The organism is Mycolicibacillus koreensis, assembly GCF_002104795.1.
Taxonomy (GTDB): Bacteria; Actinomycetota; Actinomycetes; order Mycobacteriales; family Mycobacteriaceae; genus Mycobacterium; species Mycobacterium koreense.
On record NZ_NCXO01000027.1, the window covers coordinates 40,120 to 56,616 of the forward strand.

Annotated in this window: 18 protein-coding genes and 1 pseudogene; 8 read left to right on the forward strand and 11 right to left on the reverse strand. The window is 70.1% G+C overall.

From position 1 onward, the window contains the following. Positions 1 to 69: 69 nt before the first annotated feature. From B8W67_RS12575 to B8W67_RS12585, 3 genes are all read right to left on the reverse strand, one after another. Entirely contained in the window at positions 70 to 663 is a 594-nt protein-coding gene (locus B8W67_RS12575) for a hypothetical protein (RefSeq protein ID WP_085304292.1), read from the reverse strand. Positions 664 to 875: 212 nt separating this feature from the next. Beyond that, positions 876 to 1,505, reverse strand: a complete 630-nt coding sequence (locus tag B8W67_RS12580; RefSeq protein WP_234806748.1) for a PaaI family thioesterase — start codon at positions 1,503 to 1,505, stop codon at positions 876 to 878. After that, positions 1,502 to 2,803, reverse strand: a complete 1,302-nt coding sequence (locus B8W67_RS12585; RefSeq protein WP_085304294.1) for an adenylosuccinate synthase — start codon at positions 2,801 to 2,803, stop codon at positions 1,502 to 1,504. The genes B8W67_RS12580 and B8W67_RS12585 overlap by 4 nt, the downstream gene beginning before the upstream one ends. Positions 2,804 to 2,883: 80 nt before the next feature. Here B8W67_RS12585 and B8W67_RS12590 point away from each other — a divergent pair, with 80 nt between their 5' ends. From B8W67_RS12590 to B8W67_RS12600, 3 genes are all read left to right on the forward strand, one after another. Next, positions 2,884 to 3,480, forward strand: coding sequence for a peptidase M50 (locus B8W67_RS12590; protein ID WP_085304296.1), 597 nt, complete (start codon positions 2,884 to 2,886; stop codon positions 3,478 to 3,480). Positions 3,481 to 3,490: 10 nt separating this feature from the next. Continuing rightward, the gene (locus B8W67_RS12595; RefSeq protein WP_085304298.1) at positions 3,491 to 4,273 is read left to right on the forward strand and encodes a site-2 protease family protein; all 783 of its coding nucleotides are present in this window, start codon (positions 3,491 to 3,493) and stop codon (positions 4,271 to 4,273) included. A gap of 123 nt (positions 4,274 to 4,396) precedes the next feature. Beyond that, positions 4,397 to 5,254: a cation diffusion facilitator family transporter gene (locus tag B8W67_RS12600; protein WP_085304300.1), complete on the forward strand. Its 858-nt coding sequence runs from the start codon at positions 4,397 to 4,399 to the stop codon at positions 5,252 to 5,254. A gap of 95 nt (positions 5,255 to 5,349) precedes the next feature. On the opposite strand, the gene B8W67_RS12605 is transcribed toward B8W67_RS12600, so the two are convergent. Beyond that, positions 5,350 to 5,766: a DUF3151 domain-containing protein gene (locus B8W67_RS12605; RefSeq protein WP_085304324.1), complete on the reverse strand. Its 417-nt coding sequence runs from the start codon at positions 5,764 to 5,766 to the stop codon at positions 5,350 to 5,352. Positions 5,767 to 5,838: 72 nt separating this feature from the next. Here B8W67_RS12605 and B8W67_RS12610 point away from each other — a divergent pair, with 72 nt between their 5' ends. The 3 genes from B8W67_RS12610 (at position 5,839) to B8W67_RS12620 (ending at position 8,210) form a co-directional block, all read left to right on the forward strand. Beyond that, on the forward strand, positions 5,839 to 6,603 hold the full coding sequence (locus B8W67_RS12610; protein WP_085304302.1) for an Rv0361 family membrane protein: 765 nt from the start codon (positions 5,839 to 5,841) through the stop codon (positions 6,601 to 6,603). A gap of 38 nt (positions 6,604 to 6,641) precedes the next feature. Next, positions 6,642 to 6,896 (forward strand): hypothetical protein, encoded by a 255-nt coding sequence (locus B8W67_RS12615; protein WP_133056104.1) that lies wholly within the window; start codon positions 6,642 to 6,644, stop codon positions 6,894 to 6,896. A 105-nt stretch (positions 6,897 to 7,001) separates the two neighbouring features. Then, a complete protein-coding gene (locus tag B8W67_RS12620; protein WP_069390645.1) occupies positions 7,002 to 8,210 on the forward strand; it encodes an acyl-CoA dehydrogenase family protein in 1,209 nt (402 codons plus the stop codon). A gap of 56 nt (positions 8,211 to 8,266) precedes the next feature. On the opposite strand, the gene fbaA is transcribed toward B8W67_RS12620, so the two are convergent. Further along, complete coding sequence (gene fbaA / locus B8W67_RS12625; protein WP_069390646.1) at positions 8,267 to 9,301, reverse strand: class II fructose-bisphosphate aldolase; 1,035 nt, start codon at positions 9,299 to 9,301, stop codon at positions 8,267 to 8,269. A gap of 104 nt (positions 9,302 to 9,405) precedes the next feature. On the opposite strand from fbaA, the gene B8W67_RS12630 reads away from it, so the two are divergent. After that, complete coding sequence (locus tag B8W67_RS12630; RefSeq protein WP_085304306.1) at positions 9,406 to 10,119, forward strand: DedA family protein; 714 nt, start codon at positions 9,406 to 9,408, stop codon at positions 10,117 to 10,119. A gap of 14 nt (positions 10,120 to 10,133) precedes the next feature. On the opposite strand, the gene B8W67_RS12635 is transcribed toward B8W67_RS12630, so the two are convergent. The 6 genes and pseudogenes from B8W67_RS12635 to ttfA all read right to left on the reverse strand — a co-directional run. Continuing rightward, entirely contained in the window at positions 10,134 to 11,261 is a 1,128-nt protein-coding gene (locus tag B8W67_RS12635) for a glycoside hydrolase family 76 protein (RefSeq protein WP_085304308.1), read from the reverse strand. Positions 11,262 to 11,277: 16 nt separating this feature from the next. Then, positions 11,278 to 11,922, reverse strand: coding sequence for a TrmH family RNA methyltransferase (locus B8W67_RS12640; protein ID WP_069390649.1), 645 nt, complete (start codon positions 11,920 to 11,922; stop codon positions 11,278 to 11,280). Beyond that, complete coding sequence (locus B8W67_RS12645) at positions 11,915 to 12,817, reverse strand: hypothetical protein (RefSeq protein ID WP_109470000.1); 903 nt, start codon at positions 12,815 to 12,817, stop codon at positions 11,915 to 11,917. The genes B8W67_RS12640 and B8W67_RS12645 overlap by 8 nt, the downstream gene beginning before the upstream one ends. Positions 12,818 to 12,824: 7 nt before the next feature. Beyond that, positions 12,825 to 13,364 carry an orotate phosphoribosyltransferase gene (gene pyrE / locus B8W67_RS12650; protein ID WP_069390787.1) on the reverse strand — a complete coding sequence of 180 codons (540 nt, stop codon included), beginning with the start codon at positions 13,362 to 13,364 and terminating at the stop codon, positions 12,825 to 12,827. Between the two features lies 1 nt (position 13,365). Further along, positions 13,366 to 14,142 (reverse strand): SDR family NAD(P)-dependent oxidoreductase, encoded by a 777-nt coding sequence (locus B8W67_RS12655; RefSeq protein ID WP_085304310.1) that lies wholly within the window; start codon positions 14,140 to 14,142, stop codon positions 13,366 to 13,368. 48 nt (positions 14,143 to 14,190) lie between these two features. Beyond that, positions 14,191 to 14,900, reverse strand: a pseudogene (ttfA, locus tag B8W67_RS12660) (trehalose monomycolate transport factor TtfA); the annotation flags it as partial. A 148-nt stretch (positions 14,901 to 15,048) separates the two neighbouring features. On the opposite strand from ttfA, the gene B8W67_RS12665 reads away from it, so the two are divergent. Continuing rightward, on the forward strand, positions 15,049 to 16,497 hold a 1,449-nt coding region (locus tag B8W67_RS12665; RefSeq protein ID WP_133056105.1), incomplete at its 3' end, for a DUF2207 domain-containing protein.

Here is a 16,497-nt window from a genome sequence, read left to right on the forward strand (position 1 = left end):
GCGAGCCGGTTGATGGGTGGGTGTCCGCCGACGGCGTTGCCGCTAGACTCTCGAATCCTCGTTAACGACTCAGCTCACAGAGCCAGCCCTGTTCCATAGGCTTCCGGCGGCATGCCCAATCAGTAGCTTGGTGTAGTAGACCGAGGCGAACCAGGGAGCTGCCGTCGATCGCCCGAGTCGCCGGTCGAGGATTAGACCGACACAGGTGGTCGCGATCGCTAGCAGGAGACGCTGCCGCCGAGGCGACGTAGTAATAACGGTCGCGGATGCGAGCATCCAACCGTAGTGCCCCAGCGTCCAGCGGATGGCCGACGCGCGGTCGCGGCGGTGACCCGTGGCGTCGACGGCGGCGATCACCGCAGGGTGTGCCGCATGCAGCGCCGCGAAGCCGAGGTGTTGGCAGGCCCCCTGGCCGGGGCGCTCGTACCAGCGCACGCTTGCGCGGGTGTTGTTCACCCACGCGCCGCCCCATAAGTCGACTGCAGTCAGTCGCAGCAATGCGCTGCGCAGCATCGACCGACGCCGCGGGTCGCGGTCGGCGAACACTGCCGCGGCTATCACGGCGGCAAGCGTGCCGCCGGTCTCGGCCCGGGATGCACGCGGTCCGACGAATCGGTCCCACGATCCGGCCACGCCGGGGCGGACCTCGTCTTCGATACCCATCAAGACCTCCCTTTGTTGCTACGAGCCTTTGTTGCCACGAGCGCCGTCGTCTCTTCTCGGTGGTTGCGGTCGATCGAACGCGATCGGCGTTCAAGACGTTGTTGGCGCCTGCGGCGGTGCCAGCCGTAATTCGCATCTTGCGGGTCAGGTTCGTGTGGGCTGGTCGGGGGCCGGGGCTGCAGGCCGGGGTTGGCGCCCCGGCCGTTGACGCGCTACGGCTGGCCGGGCAGCAGCTGCACCATCAGCGCGTCCAGCTCGGCGCAGAGGATCTCCTGGTCGCCGCGGGGCTCGACGAGCTCGCCGGTGATGAACGACTTGCGGCCCTCGACCCGGGAGACCCGGCCGCGGGCGACCAGCGGGGTGTCGATCGGGGTGACGTGGCGGTAGTCGACCTTCAGATAGGCGGTGCGGCTGATCGGGCGCTGCGCGCCGTGCACGACCATCCCGCAGAGCCAGTCGAACAGCAGCGGCAGCACCCCGCCGTGCACCGCCGAGTTGCCGCCGACGTGGAAGCGGCTGAACTGCCCGCGCATCTCCACCCCGTCGGGGTCGAATTTGACCACCCGGAACGGCGGCAGCATCAGGCTGCCCATGCCCGGCAGCGACGGCGCCCGCCCGGCCGGGCAGACCCCTTCGGGGGCGACGGCCGGTTCGAGTTCGGCGACCAGCTTCTCGATCTGGTCGGCAGCGCCGGCCCACACGTCGTCGTCCGGGGCGGCCGAGACCGACAGGTCCCCCAGGCGGCGCATCGCGGCGACGTAGCGGGCGAATCCGGGCTCGGCCTCGGTGATGACCGGGTAATCCGGAAACCCGCCGCGGCCGCGCTCCTCGGCGCCGCTCACGCCGACTCTCCGGTGATCACGTCGCGGCGCACGATCGTCTGATCCCGGCCCGGCCCGACCCCGATGCACGACACCGGCGCCCCCGACATCTCCTCCAGGCGCTCCACGTAGTCGCGGGCCTTGGCCGGCAGCTCCGCGAACGTGCGCGCCCCGGAGATGTCCTCCCACCAGCCGGGCAGCTCCTCATACACCGGTTCGGCGCGGGCCAGCTCGGCCTGCGTCATCGGCATCTCGGCGGTCTGCTTGCCGTCGATGCGGTAGCCGACGCACACCGGCACGGTCTGCAGGCTGGAGAGCACATCGAGCTTGGTCAAAAAGTAGTCGGTGATGCCGTTGACGCGGGTGGCGTAGCGGGCGATGACCGCGTCGAACCAGCCGCAGCGGCGGGCCCGGCCGGTGGTCACCCCCACCTCACCGCCGGTCTTGGCCAGGTAGGCGCCGTGCTCGTCGAAGAGCTCGGTGGGGAACGGTCCCGACCCCACCCGGGTGGTGTAGGCCTTCAGGATGCCCAGCACCGTGGTGATCCGCGTCGGCCCGATCCCCGAGCCCACCGCCGCGCCCCCGGCGGTCGGGTTGGAGGAGGTGACATACGGGTAGGTGCCGTGGTCGACGTCGAGCAGGGTGCCCTGCGAGCCCTCCAGCAGCACCAGCTCCCCGGCATCGAGGGCATTGCCCAACAGCAGCCGGGTGTCGGCGATGCGGTGGGTGAACCCCTCGGCCTGCTCGAGCAGCTCGTCGACGACCTGCTGCGGGTCCAGGGCCTTGCGGTTGTAGATCTTGACCAGCACCTGGTTCTTGAACTCCAGGGCGGCCTCGATCTTGTGGGTCAGCTCGGCCGGGTCGAGCACGTCGGCCACCCGGATGCCGATCCGGGCGATCTTGTCCTGGTAGCACGGCCCGATGCCGCGCCCGGTGGTGCCGATCTTCTTGTTGCCCAGGTAGCGCTCGGTGACCTTGTCGATCGCGATGTGATACGGCATCAGCAGGTGCGCGTCGGCCGATATCAGCAGCCCGGAGGTGTCCACGCCGCGGTTCTCCAGGCCGGCGAGCTCCTCGAGCAGCACGCCGGGGTCGATGACCACGCCGTTGCCGATGACGTTGGTGACCCCCGGTGTCAGCACCCCCGAGGGGATCAGGTGCAGCGCGAAGTTCTCCCCGGTCGGCAGCACCACGGTGTGCCCGGCGTTGTTGCCGCCCTGGTAACGCACCACCCACTGCACGTGCTCACCGAGCAGGTCGGTGGCCTTCCCCTTGCCCTCGTCACCCCACTGGGCGCCGATCAGGACGATTGCCGGCATGGCTTCTTCCCGCCTTGGTCTCGCGATTATGGTGTTCCAGCCGGGAGTCCACACTAGCTGAGCAGGTCGCGAGGGATGCCGTGAACACAGCGGAGACGGTGGTGCTGCGCTTCGGCGACGCCGCACCGCCCCGGGCGCTGGCGGGGTTGCCGGTGGTGGCGATCACGGCCGGCGCCGACGTCGACGCCCAGCTCGACGGCGCGCGGCGGCTGGTTGTCCTCGGCGCGGACACCGCACTGGCGACGGTGCTGGGGCGGCTGCTGCGCGCCGAGCGGCTCGACATCGAGGTGGCCCACGTCGCCGGGCGCCGCGGCGCGCGCCGGGCGCTGAGCGCCGCCGCCACCCCGACACCGCTGATCCGCGACGAGACCGGCACCGTGCTGGTCACCGCGGCCACCTGGCGCGGCGCCGACGGACCGCTGCGCGGGGAGGCCGTCGTCGACGACGCCGTGCTCTTCGACGGGCAGGTCGCCGGGGTGCGCGTCGAACCGCTGGACCGCGCCCCCGGGGTGCGCGCCGCGGTGCTCGGCGGGTGGCGCCGGCACTGGCTGGAGGGCCGGGCCGCGCAGCTGGGCACCACCGGTGCGCTGGTGGTGCGCGACGGCGTCGCCGCGCCGCGGCCGGTGCGCCGCTCCACGTTCTACCGGCACATCGTCGACTGGCTGGCGGTCCGGTAGCTTCCGTGGGGTGAATGTCCGCTCGCTGCACGGCCAGTCGGTGCGCCCCAGCCCCATCTTCCTGGCGTTGGTGGCGGTGACCGCCCTCGGCGGGGCGGGGGCCTGGCTGGCGGCCGAGGAGGTCAGCGCCCTGGCGTATGCGGGGGTGTTCGTCTTCGTCATCGCCGGCTGGCTGGTGTCGCTGTGTCTGCACGAGTTCGGTCACGCCTACACCGCGTGGCGCTTCGGCGACCACGATGTCGCCGCACGCGGCTATCTCACCCTCAACCCGCTGCGCTACTCCCATCCGCTGCTGTCGCTGGGGCTGCCGCTGCTGTTCGTCGCGCTCGGCGGGATCGGGCTGCCCGGCGGCGCGGTGTACGTGCGCACCGGGTTCATGCCGCCGCGGCGGCGCACCCTGGTGTCGCTGGCCGGCCCGGCCGCCAACGCCGTCTTGGCGGTGCTGCTGTTGGGTGCGGTGCAGCTGTTCTACGACCCGCGGCACCCGGTCTTCTGGGCGGGGGTGGCGTTCCTGGGTTTCCTGCAGGTGACCGCCCTGGTGTTGAACCTGCTGCCGATCCCGGGCCTGGACGGCTACGGCGCCCTGGAACCGCACCTGAGTGACGAGACCCAGCAGGCGCTGGCCCCGGTGAAGCAGTGGGGCATCTTGGCGCTGGTAGTGCTGCTGATCGCCCCCGGACTCAACCGGGCGTTCTTCGGGCTGGTGTATGCGATCTTCGAGCTCTCCGGGGTGCCGCGGGGCCTGGCCGGCGCCGGGGCGGCGTTGACGCTGTTCTGGAACAGCCTGCTGTAGGGAGGGTTTCGCCGCCGGGGCGGGGTGGGCGCCGCACGATGGCCAGTCCTACGACGACCGGCCCTACGACGACCAGTCCCACGACGACCAGTCCCACGACGACCGGCCCTACGATGACCAACCATGGACAGCACCGGCACCCGGGTGTCGAGGATGGTCGTCGCCGCGGCGATCCTCAGCGTCTTCTTCGTCGTCGAGTTGACCACCGCCATCTGGATCAACTCGATGGCGCTGCTCGCCGACGCCGGGCATCTGATCACCGATGTGGTCGCGCTGTTCATGGGGTTGACCGCAGTGCTGCTCGCCGACCGCGGGCCCCGCTCGGCGGCCCGGACCTACGGCTGGCATCGCGCCGAGGTGTTCACCGCCGTCGTCAACGCGGTGCTGTTGATCGGGGTGGCGACGTTCATCTTCGTCGAGGCGGTCCGGCGGATCGGGCACGCCCCTCAGGTGCCCGGTGTGCCGATGATCGTGGTGGCGCTGGCCGGGCTGGCGGCGAACCTGGTCGTGGTGGCGCTGCTGCACTCCCACACCACCAGCCTCGCGGTCAAGGGCGCCTACCTGGAGGTGCTCGCCGACACCGTCGGCTCGATCGGTGTGCTGATCGCCGGGATCGTCACCGTGACCACCGGCTGGGCCTACGCCGACATCGTGGTCGCGGTGTTGGTGGCGCTGTGGGTGCTGCCGCGGGCGTTGACGTTGGCCGGCTCCGCGCTGCGGATCCTGTCGGAGTCCTCACCGCGGCACGTCGACGTCGACGAGCTGCGCGCCGCCCTCGCGGGCCTGCCCGGGGTGCGTGACGTCCACGACCTGCACGTGTGGACGTTGGTGCCCGGCCGCGACATGGTCACCGCCCACCTGAGCACCGACGCCGACCCCGCGCAGGTGTTGCGCGACGCGCAGCTGCTGTTAGCCGGGCGCGGCCTGGAGCACGCCACCGTCCAGGTGGAGCCGCCCGGCGCGGCGTGCATGTGCTGTTAGTGGCGGGCCTTCTGCGGGCCTGGCTGTGCATGCCTGGCGTCGAAACTCACGTTCGCGTGCGTTTGCGGCGGGTGGATTCAGGTGGTGGGTGCGGGCTACACCAGGTCCAGGGCGGCGCGGGCCCGCGGATCGCAGTCGTCGAGCAGGTCCAGGCAGCGCTGGTGCTCGTCGCTCTCACCGATCGTGTCGGCGGCACGGGCCAGCACCGCCACGCAGCGCAGGAAACCCTGGTTGGGTTCGTGGTCGTAGGGCACCGGGCCGTGCCCGCGCCAGCCGTTGCGGCGCAGCGCGTCGAGCCCGCGGTGGTAGCCGGTGCGCGCGTAGGCGTAGGCGGTGATGACCTTGTCCTCACCGAGAGCGTTCTCCCCCAATACCGCCCACACCAGCGAGGCAGCCGGATGAGCGGCCGCCACGATGGCAGGATGGTCGCCAGCAGCCAACCGCGCCTCCACGTCGGTCTCGGCGGGCAGCAGGATCGGATCGGGGCGCAGCAGATCACCGGTGAGTGTCATGGCGTCCATTCTGCCGTGCCGCACCGGGGTCGTAAGCTCCTAACTAGATTTTCACGGAGGGACAGCACCACCATGGCGAACCCCACAGGGTCCAACCCCCACGGCGAGACCACCGACCCGGTGGCGCCGTTGGAGCACGGCATGGATGTCGACGCCGTCACCGATCGGGTCGACGCCCCGGCGGACCCACCGACTGAGATCCTGGGCAGCGGTGAGGAGGCCCCGGCCGAACAGCCGGAACGCCGGTTCACCGCGCCGGGTTTCGACGCCGGGGCGACCCAGGTGCTGCCGCCGACCGACGAGCCCGAGACCGAGGTGTTCGCCCCGCAGTCGGGCAAGGTGCCGCCGCAGGCCATCCCCCCGCGCAACAGCAAGCTGCCCGCGCAGCTGCACAACAGCTGGGGCTGGGTGCTGGCGGTGACGTTGATCATCCTGGCGCTCGCGGCGATCGCGGTGCTCGGCACGGTGTTGATGACCCGCGACAGCAAACCCAAGGTGGCCTCCCAGCGGGAACTGGTCCGCGAGACCATCCACAACTTCGACTTGGCGCTGCAGAAGGGTGACCTGACCACTCTGCGCTCCATCACCTGCGGCACCACCCGCGACAACTACGTCAAATACGACGACGCCAAGTGGGCCGACATCCACCAGCGGGTGAAAAAGGCCGACCGCTACCCGATGGTGGCCAGCATCGACGAGGTCGTCGTCAACGGCGAGCACGCCGAGGCCAACGTCACCGCCTACATGGCCTACGCCCCCAGCCAACGCTCAACCCGCAGCTTCGACCTGCAGTTCCGCGACGACCAGTGGAAGATCTGCCAGGCCCCCGCGGGTTAAAGCCCCGCTCGGGTTATCTGCTCTGCGCCGCCGGGGTGGTGAGCTGGGCCGTCGCGCTCGGCGCACTGCTGCTGGTGCTCACCGACTCGGCGTTCGCCAGCGACTTCGAGAACGGCACCCACACCAGCACCATCGCCGCGCCCGCCGGCACGGTCGCGCTGATCGGCGGGGTGGCCGGGCTGGTGTTGCTCCTCGCCGCGCTGTGGCGGGGGCCGGCGGCGGCTCGCTGGATCAGCGCCACGCTGCTGGCGCTGGCCGCACTGCCCCCGCTGGCGGGGATTGTGCTGCGGTGAGAACCGGGGTGACATGGCGTTCCCGGCCGATCGTGGTGTCATCAATGACCCGTCGGGCCACCCACTGACCACCCAGGAGATCAACCCCACCCCAGGAGATCAACAATGTTTTCACTCGAGCCATCCGACGATGTCCAGTCCGTGCGCGACTGGGTGCATGAATTCGCCGCCGACGTGGTCCGCCCCGCCGCCGCCGAGTGGGATGAACGCGAAGAGACCCCCTGGCCGATCATCCAGGAGGCCGCCAAGATCGGCTTGTACTCCACCGACCTGTTCGCTCAACAGGCCGCCGAACCGTCGGGGCTCGGCCTGCTGGTGGTGTTCGAGGAATTGTTCTGGGGCGACGCCGGTATCGCGCTGTCGATCCTGGGCACCGGGCTGGCTGCCGCGGCGCTCGCGGGCAGCGGCACCCCCGAGCAGGTGGGCCAGTGGCTGCCGTTGATGTTCGGCTCGGCCACCGACCCGAAGCTCGGGGCGTTTTGTTCGTCGGAACCCGACGCGGGCTCCGACGTCGGCGCGATCCGCACGCGTGCCCACTACGACACCGCCACCAAGGAATGGGTGCTCAACGGAACCAAAACGTGGGCCACCAACGGCGGCATCGCCGATGTTCACGTGATCATCGCTTCCGTTGACCCCGGCTTGGGGTCCCGGGGCCAGGCGACCTTCGTCGTAGCCAAGGACACCCCGGGGTTGAGTCAAGGTCAGAAATTCAAGAAGCACGGCATTCGCGCCTCCCACACCGCCGAGGTGGTGCTCGACAACGTCCGCATTCCGGAGAACCAGGTCCTCGGCGGCCGCGAGAAGCTGGAGCACCGCATCGCCCGGATCAAATCCGGTGAGTCGGTGCGTAGCCAAGCCGCGATGCAGACGTTCGAGCGGACCCGGCCGACTGTCGGGGCGATGGCCGTCGGGGTGGCCCGGGCCGCCTACGAATATGCCTTGGAGTACGCCTGTCAACGCGAGCAGTTCGGCCGGCCGATCGGGGAGTTCCAGGCCGTCGCGTTCAAACTCGCCGACATGAAAACCCGCATCGATGCCGCCCGACTTCTCGTCTGGCGCGCAGGATGGATGGCACGCAACAACGTGGCCTTCCAATCCGCGGAGGGGTCGATGGCCAAACTAGTAGCCAGCGAGACCGCTGTGGCGGTCACCGATGACGCGATACAGATCCTCGGCGGCAACGGCTATACGCGCGACTACCCGGTGGAGCGGATGCACCGCGACGCGAAGATCTTCACGATCTTCGAAGGCACCAGCGAGATCCAGCGGCTCGTGATCTCACGCACCCTGACCGGCCTGCCGATCCGCTAGCCCCGACGACACAGCGCCCACCCCGAAACCGGGACGGGCGCTGTGTCGGTGCGGCGTCAGGCGGTCAGCGACTTGCCGGCGCAGTGCAGGTCGTTGCAGGCCTCGACGACCCGTTCGGTCATCGACGCCTCAGCCTTCTTCAGGTAGCTGCGCGGGTCGTAGGCCTTCTTGTTGCCGACGTCGCCGTCGACCTTGAGCACCCCGTCGTAGTTGGTGAACATGTGCGAGGCCACCGGTCGGGTGAACGCGTACTGGGTGTCGGTGTCGACGTTCATCTTGACCACGCCGTAGCGCAGCGCGTCCTCGATCTCGGATTTCAGCGACCCGGACCCGCCGTGGAACACGTAGTTGAACGGCTTGGCCCCGGCCGCCAGCCCCAGCTTCTTCTCCGCGACCTTCTGGCCCTCGTCGAGGATCTCCGGTCGCAGCTTGACGTTGCCCGGCTTGTACACGCCGTGCACGTTGCCGAACGTCGCGGCCAGCAGGTAGGGGCCGTGCTCGCCGACACCGAGGGCGTCGATGGTCTTCTCGAAGTCCTCCGGGGTGGTGTAGAGCTTGTCGTTGATCTCGTGGGCGACGCCGTCCTCCTCTCCGCCGACCACGCCGATCTCGATCTCGAGGATGATCTTGGCCGCCGCGCAGTCGTTGAGAAGACCGGTCGCGATCGTGAGGTTCTCGTCGATCGGCACCGCCGAGCCGTCCCACATGTGCGACTGGAACAGCGGGTTCTGGCCGGCCTTGACGCGGTCCGCGGAGATCGCGAGCAGCGGCCTGACGAACCCGTCGAGCTTGTCCTTGGGGCAGTGATCGGTGTGCAGGGCGACGGTGATCGGGTACTTCTCGGCGATGACGTGGGCGAATTCAGCGAGGGCGACCGCCCCGGTCACCATGTCCTTGACGCCGAGCCCGGAGCCGAACTCCGCGCCGCCGGTCGAGAACTGGATGATGCCGTCGCTGCCGGCGTCGGCGAAACCCTTGATCGCGGCGTTGATCGTCTCCGACGAGGTGCAGTTGATGGCCGGAAACGCATACGAGTTCTCTTTGGCCCGTTTGAGCATCTCGTTGTAGGTCTCGGGCGTTGCGATGGGCATGGAAACGTCCTCCTGGGCGGTTCAAGCGGTTGTTCGGGTGGCGACCCGGTCCCCTCAGTATCCCCAACGCCTGTTCAGCGCAACCACCGGTATGTTGGTGCATCATGATCACCGTCGCGGCCGCGATGCCGCACATCTTGGATCCGATGTACTGGATCGGTCAGGGCGGGCTCTTCGAGCACGCGGTGCTGCCGGCGATCCTGGTCATCGTGTTCATCGAAACCGGGCTGCTGTTCCCGCTGCTGCCCGGTGAATCACTGCTGGTGACCGGTGGTCTGCTGGCCGCGGCCGGCAACCCCGACATCCGGGTGCTCGCCCCCGCGGTGGCGGTGGTGGCGATCGCCGGGGATCAGACCGGGTACTTCATCGGCCGCAAGATCGGCCCGGCGCTGTTCAACAAGGAAGACTCCCGGTTCTTCAAGAAACACCACGTCACCGAGTCGCACGCGTTCTTCGAGAAGTACGGCCCGGCGGCGATCATCCTGGCCCGGTTCGTGCCGTTCGCCCGCACCTTCGTGCCGCCGATCGCCGGGGTGTCCTACATGCGCTACCCGGTGTATCTGGGCTTCGACATCATCGGCGGCGTCCTGTGGGGCGCGGGGATGACCCTGACCGGCTACTACCTGGGCACCAAGGTGCCCGGCATCACCGACCACCTGGAACTGATCATCGTCGGGATCCTGTTCGTGTCGCTGCTGCCGGCGATCTTCTCGGTGACCAAGGCGTATCTGAACCGCCGCCGCGCCGCCGCCGAGTCGGCCGGGCCGGCCGGGCCGGCCGTCGAGCCCGCCGGCGCCGAGGAGATCACCGGGGCCTGACCCGCCCGGCGCGGTCAGGCCTGCGGGGGCACGTCCGGATCGCCGGCCTCCACCCGGTAGGCGGCCTCCATCAGCATCCAGCCGCCGAGTTGCACCGACAGGTCCCGTTCGGGGATCTGCGACGAGTTGACCGCACCATCGGCGGGCGGCGGCGCGTCGGTCTCCGGGCGCGGCAACTCCGCGCTGCGGTCCCAGAACGGCCCGAACAGCGGCAGCCCGGTGACCGGCTGACGGTAGTCCCACGCCGAACGCGCCGAGGTGAGCACCAGCCGTTTCGCGGTCTCGCGGGCGGTGACGTCGGCGGGATCCTCCCCCGGCAGCCGGGTGGCGACCAGCGCCAGATAGCGGGCGGTGATCGCACCGAACAGGCCCGCGTCGCCGCCGCCGGCGCCGGTGATCACGCCCTTGGGGGCCATATGTTCGGCGACCGCGGCGACCAGCCGGTGCACCCGCTTGGCGTGCCGCGGCTCCCCGGTGCGCGCCGCGAGCTCGGTCTCCAGGCCCAGCACCACCCCCTGGCAGTAGGTGTATTGGGCGCGCACCAGCGAGCCGGCCTTGATCCCGTCGAACACCAGGTGGGTCTCCGGGTCGATGAGGGTGGCGTCGAGCCAGTCGGCCATCTTCACCGCGCGGGCCAGCCGCTCATCGATGCGGGACAAGAAGATGCCGGCGGGGCCGTTGGCGGGCGCGTTGAAGAACTGGTCCTGTTTGCGCCAGGGGATGCCACCGCCGTCCTCGGGCACCCACGAGTCGACGAGCTGGCCGGTGAGCTTCTCCAGGGTGCGGCGGTGGGTCTTGCCGGTCACCGCGTCGGCGCGCTGGATCGCCAGCGCCAGCCAGGCCATGTCGTCGTAGTAGTCGTTGACCACCCCGAGGTTGCGCAGCCGCTGGCCGCGGATCTGGGCGAGGATCTGTTTGCGCCGCGCCTCGCTGGGGTCGCGCAGCTGCGCGTCGACCAGGCAGTCCAGCACGTGCGCCTGCCACCAGTAGTGCCACACCCCGGTGAACCAGCGCTCGCGGCGCACCGCCGGCCAGGCCACCACGCCGAGCTGCGTGCCGGGAAGCAACCACAGCTTCTTGAGGTGACGTTGGGTGATCGCTGCTTCGGCACTCTCCGCCCGATTGGCCCACTGCTGATCCATGTCCACTGATACTGCCCTACCACGCGCGGTCGATGTCAGCGTGCTGGGTAATCCAGCTGTGCATCGCGATCCCGGCGGCCACCGCGACGTTGATGCTGCGGGTCGAGCCGAACTGGGCGACCGAGACAGTCGCGGCGGCCCCGGCCTGCAGCTCCGCGGAGATGCCGGGGCCCTCCTGGCCGAACACCATCAGGCAGTGCCGCGGCAGCGCGGTGCGCTCCAGCCGAGCCGCACCGGGCACGTTGTCGACGGCGATGACCGTCAACCCGTTCGTGGCGGCGAACTGAAGCAGGGCCGCGGTGGTGTCGTGGTGGAGCAGTCGCTGGTAGCGGTCGGTGACCATCGCGCCGCGCCGGTTCCAGCGGCGCCGGCCGACGATGTGCACGGTGTGCACCGCGAACGCGTTCGCCGCGCGCACCACCCCGCCGATGTTGGCGTCCTGGCCGAAGTTCTCGATCGCCACGTGCAGGTCGTGGCGGCGCCGGTCGATGTCGGCGACGATCGCCTCACGCCGCCAGTACCGGTAGGGGTCGACGACGTTGCGGGTGTCACCGTCGCGCAGCAGCTCCGGATCGTAGCGGGGGTCGGCCGGCCACGGCCCGTCCCACGGGCCGACCCCGGTGCTCGGGGTGCCCCACTCGGTCGGTCCCGGCTCACTCACCGGTGACCCACACCCCGGCGTGGGTACCGACGACCGACACGGTGGCATACAGCAGCGCCGCGGTGAGATCCCCCTGGGTGCACAACGAGACCGCCATGTGCACCGCCCCCAGCGAGGCCTCCGGCAACACCAGCACCGACGATCCATAGGCCGCGCACGCCGGATTGGACCACGGGCCCTCGTCGAACGGGCCGACAATCAGCATCAGCGGCCCGCCGCGCTGTTGCGACTGTTCGCGGTAGCGCTCGGCGGGCGCGTCGGCGGTCAACCCGATCAGCATGTGCCCGTTGCCGTTGAACGCGTCGGCGTCCCCGAGGGCCCCCTGGGTCAGCTGCAGACCGTCGGCACGCCAGGCATGCACGCTGGTGGAGGCGACCTCCAACCCGGTCTCCCCATCGCCGGTGGGCGTCAACCCGATCGGAAACGCCGCCGGGTAGGCCACCGTGGTGCCCGGCATCCGGTCCTGCGGAGAATAGACATAGACCCCGCGCACGGCTGAGCGGTTCTTCATCGGCCCCAGACACAGGGTTCCGTTGAGCCGGCCCGACTCGGCCCCGGTCAACGGGGTCGACGTCGCCCCGACCGCCGACTTGCAGCTACCGAGCCCGTCGGCCTCCACCGGATACGGCAACGAGCCGTAGAGACCGAAGCGCAGATCGGCGGGATCGGCGTGCGGCTGGTCGGGATCGGTGGGCTCGCCGGTGATGTCGACGAGTACGTGCTCAGCACCCCACCGCAAATCCGAAAGCGTCAAATCCCAACCGAGAACGCTGATTTGACTGCCCAACCGCGCGGCTTGCGCGCCGTACGGGGCATCGACGCCGTCGGCGCGCGAACAGGAGGTCATCACCGCAAGCACCACCGTCAACGCCGCAGCGACGGCCCGCACAGACATAGCGCCGCTACTCCAGCCCCAGATCAGCCAAGCCGAGCACGCTGCGGTAGGTGAAGCCCTCGGCCTCGATGGCTTCCGCGGCGCCGGTGGCGCGGTCGACCACGGTTGCCACCCCGACGACCTCGGCGCCGGCCTTGACCGCCGCGCGCACCGCGGTCAGCGCCGAGTTCCCGGTGGTACTGGTGTCCTCGACGACGAGAACACGTCGTCCGGTGATGTCGGCACCTTCGATCATCCGTTGCATACCATGGGTTTTCACTGATTTTCTGACCACGAATGCGTCGATGGCCCGCCCCGGCGCATGCATGACCGCGGCGGCCACCGGGTCGGCCCCCAGCGTCAGTCCCCCGACGGCGACGTAATCCCAGTCGGCAGTGAGTTCGCGCACCAACCGTCCGATCAGCGGCGCGGCACGGTGATGCAGGGTGGCGCGACGCAGATCGACGTAATAGTCGGCTTCTTTGCCCGATGACAGCGTGACCCGGCCGTGCACCACCGCCAGGGTTCGCACCAACTCGGCCAGTTCCGCCTTGTCGGAGACGGTCAGCTCAGGTGCGCCCACGGCCCCTCCCAAAAGTATTCGTCATGGCACGCACCAGATTTCGCGGCACAAGCCGGCCGGCGGTGGTGAGCGCCTTGTACTGAACACCGGGCACGCTGAGCACCCGACCGCGCGCGATGTCGGCGAGGCTCTCGTTGACGACGTCATCGACCGACAGCCACATCAGTGACGGCACCGAGCCCATCTCGATCCCGGCGCGCTGGTGGAATTCGGTGCGGACGAAGCCGGGGCAGACGGCGTGCACGCTCACCCCGGTGCCGTCGAGGCCGCCGGCGAGCCCCTCGGAGAACGACACCACCCACGCCTTGGACGCCGAGTAGGTCGACCCGCGCCCGGACAGCAGCCCGGCCACGCTGGCGACGTTGATCACGGTGCCGGTGTCGGCGTCGAGCATCGGCGGCAGCGCCGCCCGGGTCAGCTGCATCACCGCGGTGACGTTGACGTCGAGCTGGGCCTGCAGCAGGGCGGGGTCGGCGGTCCAGAACTCCCCGGAGGTGCCGAATCCGGCGTTGTTGACCAGTACCTGCACGCCGGCGGCGCAGCGCTCGGCGACCGCGGCGCGGTCGTCGGCGTCGGCCAGGTCGGCGGGCAGCACCTCCACATCGCGGCCGGCCTCGTTGCGCAGCTCGCCGGCCAGGTCGGCCAGCCGGCCGCTGTCGCGGGCGACGAGCACCAAATCGTAGCCGTCGGCGGCGAATCGGCGGGCGTAGCCGGCGCCGATTCCGGAGGTCGGCCCGGTGATCAACGCGACGGGACGCGCCATCAACGCTGCAGGTGGGAGGCCTGCCGGCCGGCGGGGCTCGACACCGGACGGCGCGTCTCGGCGCGGACCGGGTCGGCGTGGGCCGCCGGGGCCAGGGGGCGGCCCGGCGCGGGGCGACGCTCGGCGGCCTGCGGCAGCGCCGCCTGCGGGGCCAGCGGCGGCAGCACCCGCAGCAGGTCGTTGAACTGCCGCACGGTGCGCATGCCCTCGTCCCACTGGGCGCGGGTCGACGACAGCGGCATGCTGATCAGCGTCCAGTTCGGCTCGTTCCACATCATCTCGATGCAGTCCGGCGCGGTGTGGGCGAACGTGACCATGCGCCGGTCGCAGGCACGGCGGGCGGCGTCGAGGTTGGTCGAGTACACCATCCGCGGACCGATCGCGCCGAGCAGCCAGGTGTCGGCTTCGCGGGGCTCCTTGATGCCCTTGAGGCGCATGTCGATGACCACGTTGGTGCCGACCTTGCGGTGCAGCGCGATCACGGTCGCGACCTCGTCGAGGTCGAAAATGTAGACCGCCTCGCCGCGGATCTGGCCGAGCACCACGTTGCGGGCCTGAACGTCGCCGACCGTCGACATGATCCCGCGCTCCCAGCGGTCGAGGATCTTCGTCGAGACGGGTTCATAGTCGAACCCCTGCGAGCGGGCCCAGGACCTGCGCCGTCGTCCGCGTCCCCGGGTGCGGTCGATATCGGTGTACAGCAGGACTGCCGCACTGACAAAGCACAGTGCGGACAGCGTGAACCAAAGCGGCACCATCCGACCTAGCCTACTTGCTCACCCCGATGTTCACAGAATCCGAGCAGGTCACAACCGCGCATCACGATGGTGACAACGGTCACGTCCGGTGGGCGCCCGCCTCGAACGAGCGCCCGCGCGGGGCGGCCGCGGGTGAAAGAATCAGCGGATGCCGCGCGTCAGCTCGTTGTTCTCCCCGTTAACCACCGTTACCCGACTGGTGCTGTCGGGGGTGCTGGTGGTGCTGGTCGGCCTCGGGCTGTTCTGGCCGCTGCTGGGGCAGTCCGACGGCGACTCGTCGACCTCGGTCGATACCGCCTCGACGATCACCGACTACACCGCCGACTACCGGGTCGAGGCCGACGGGCGGGTGTATGCGACCGAGGCGCTGACCGTCGAGTTGGCCCCGCAACGGCATGGCATCTTCCGGTTCTTCCCCGCCGATGACCCCACCGATCCGCACGCCCGCCGGCTGCCGACGGTCACTGCGGTGCGCATGGACGGCCACCCCGTGCCGGTGCACTACGAGTGGCGCAACGCCCGCACCATGTACGTGGCGCGCATCGGGGACCCCGAGCACGTGGTGCCGGCCGGACTGCACCGCTACGAGATCAGCTACACCTTCGACGGTGGTCTGGTGCCCACGCCCGAGGCCGCCGGGCAGTTCACCGCGCACGCCGGCCAGCCGAGCCCGGAGCCGACGGCGAGTTTCTACTACGACGTCGTCGGCTTCTGGGCGATGCCGATCCGCACCGCCACGGCGACCCTGCACCTGCCGACCCGCTCCGCGCTGGTGCAGTGCGCCGCCGACACCAGCGGTCAGATCCCCTGTGCGATCACCGGCGCGGGCACCGATGAGGTCACGGTCAGCGCTTCTGCGCTGCCGCCGCAGAACCCGGTCACGGTGCGGGCCGACGTGGTCACCGCGCCGCCGCCGCGGGCGTTGACGCTGCCGTGGACGATCCGCTTCGACACGATCCTGGGCCACTCGGTGGCGGCGGTCGCGGTGGTGGCGTTGCTGACGCTGCTCGCCGGGGCGGGTGGCTGGTGGTGGGCGCGGCGTTCCCGCGAGGACGCCCCGGGCGCCCCGGTGCTCTACACCCCGCCCGACGGGCTGGGCCCGGCCCAGACCGCCTACATCGTCAACGAAACCCCCGGCGAGAACGCCCTGGTGGCGACGGTGCTGCACATGGCCGAACGCCACTTGGTGCGCCTCGACGGCGACGATCCGAAGCACTGGACGATCACCGGGATCGCCGACGCGGCGCAGTGGGAGGGGGTCGATGCGGTCACCGCGCTGGTCGGCCACGCGCTCGGCGTCGACACCGTCGAGGGAAGCCTGTCGGTCGACGGCGGGGTCGACGCCGGGGAGAAACTGGCCGCCGCCGGAAAAAATCTCACGTCCGGGTGCCGGTCGTGGTCGCGCAGCGAGAAACTGATGCGCACCGCCGTCGCCGAGTGGGTCGGCAAGTTCCTCGTGGTGCTCTGCTTGGTGCTGGCGTTCCTCGGGTTCACCGGGGTGGCCGGCTCGACGATGTGGGGGCTGCCGTTCGCGGTGTTCGCGATCGCCGGGCTCGGGCTGCTCAGTGTGACCGCCGGGTCGCGGCGCACCCGGGCG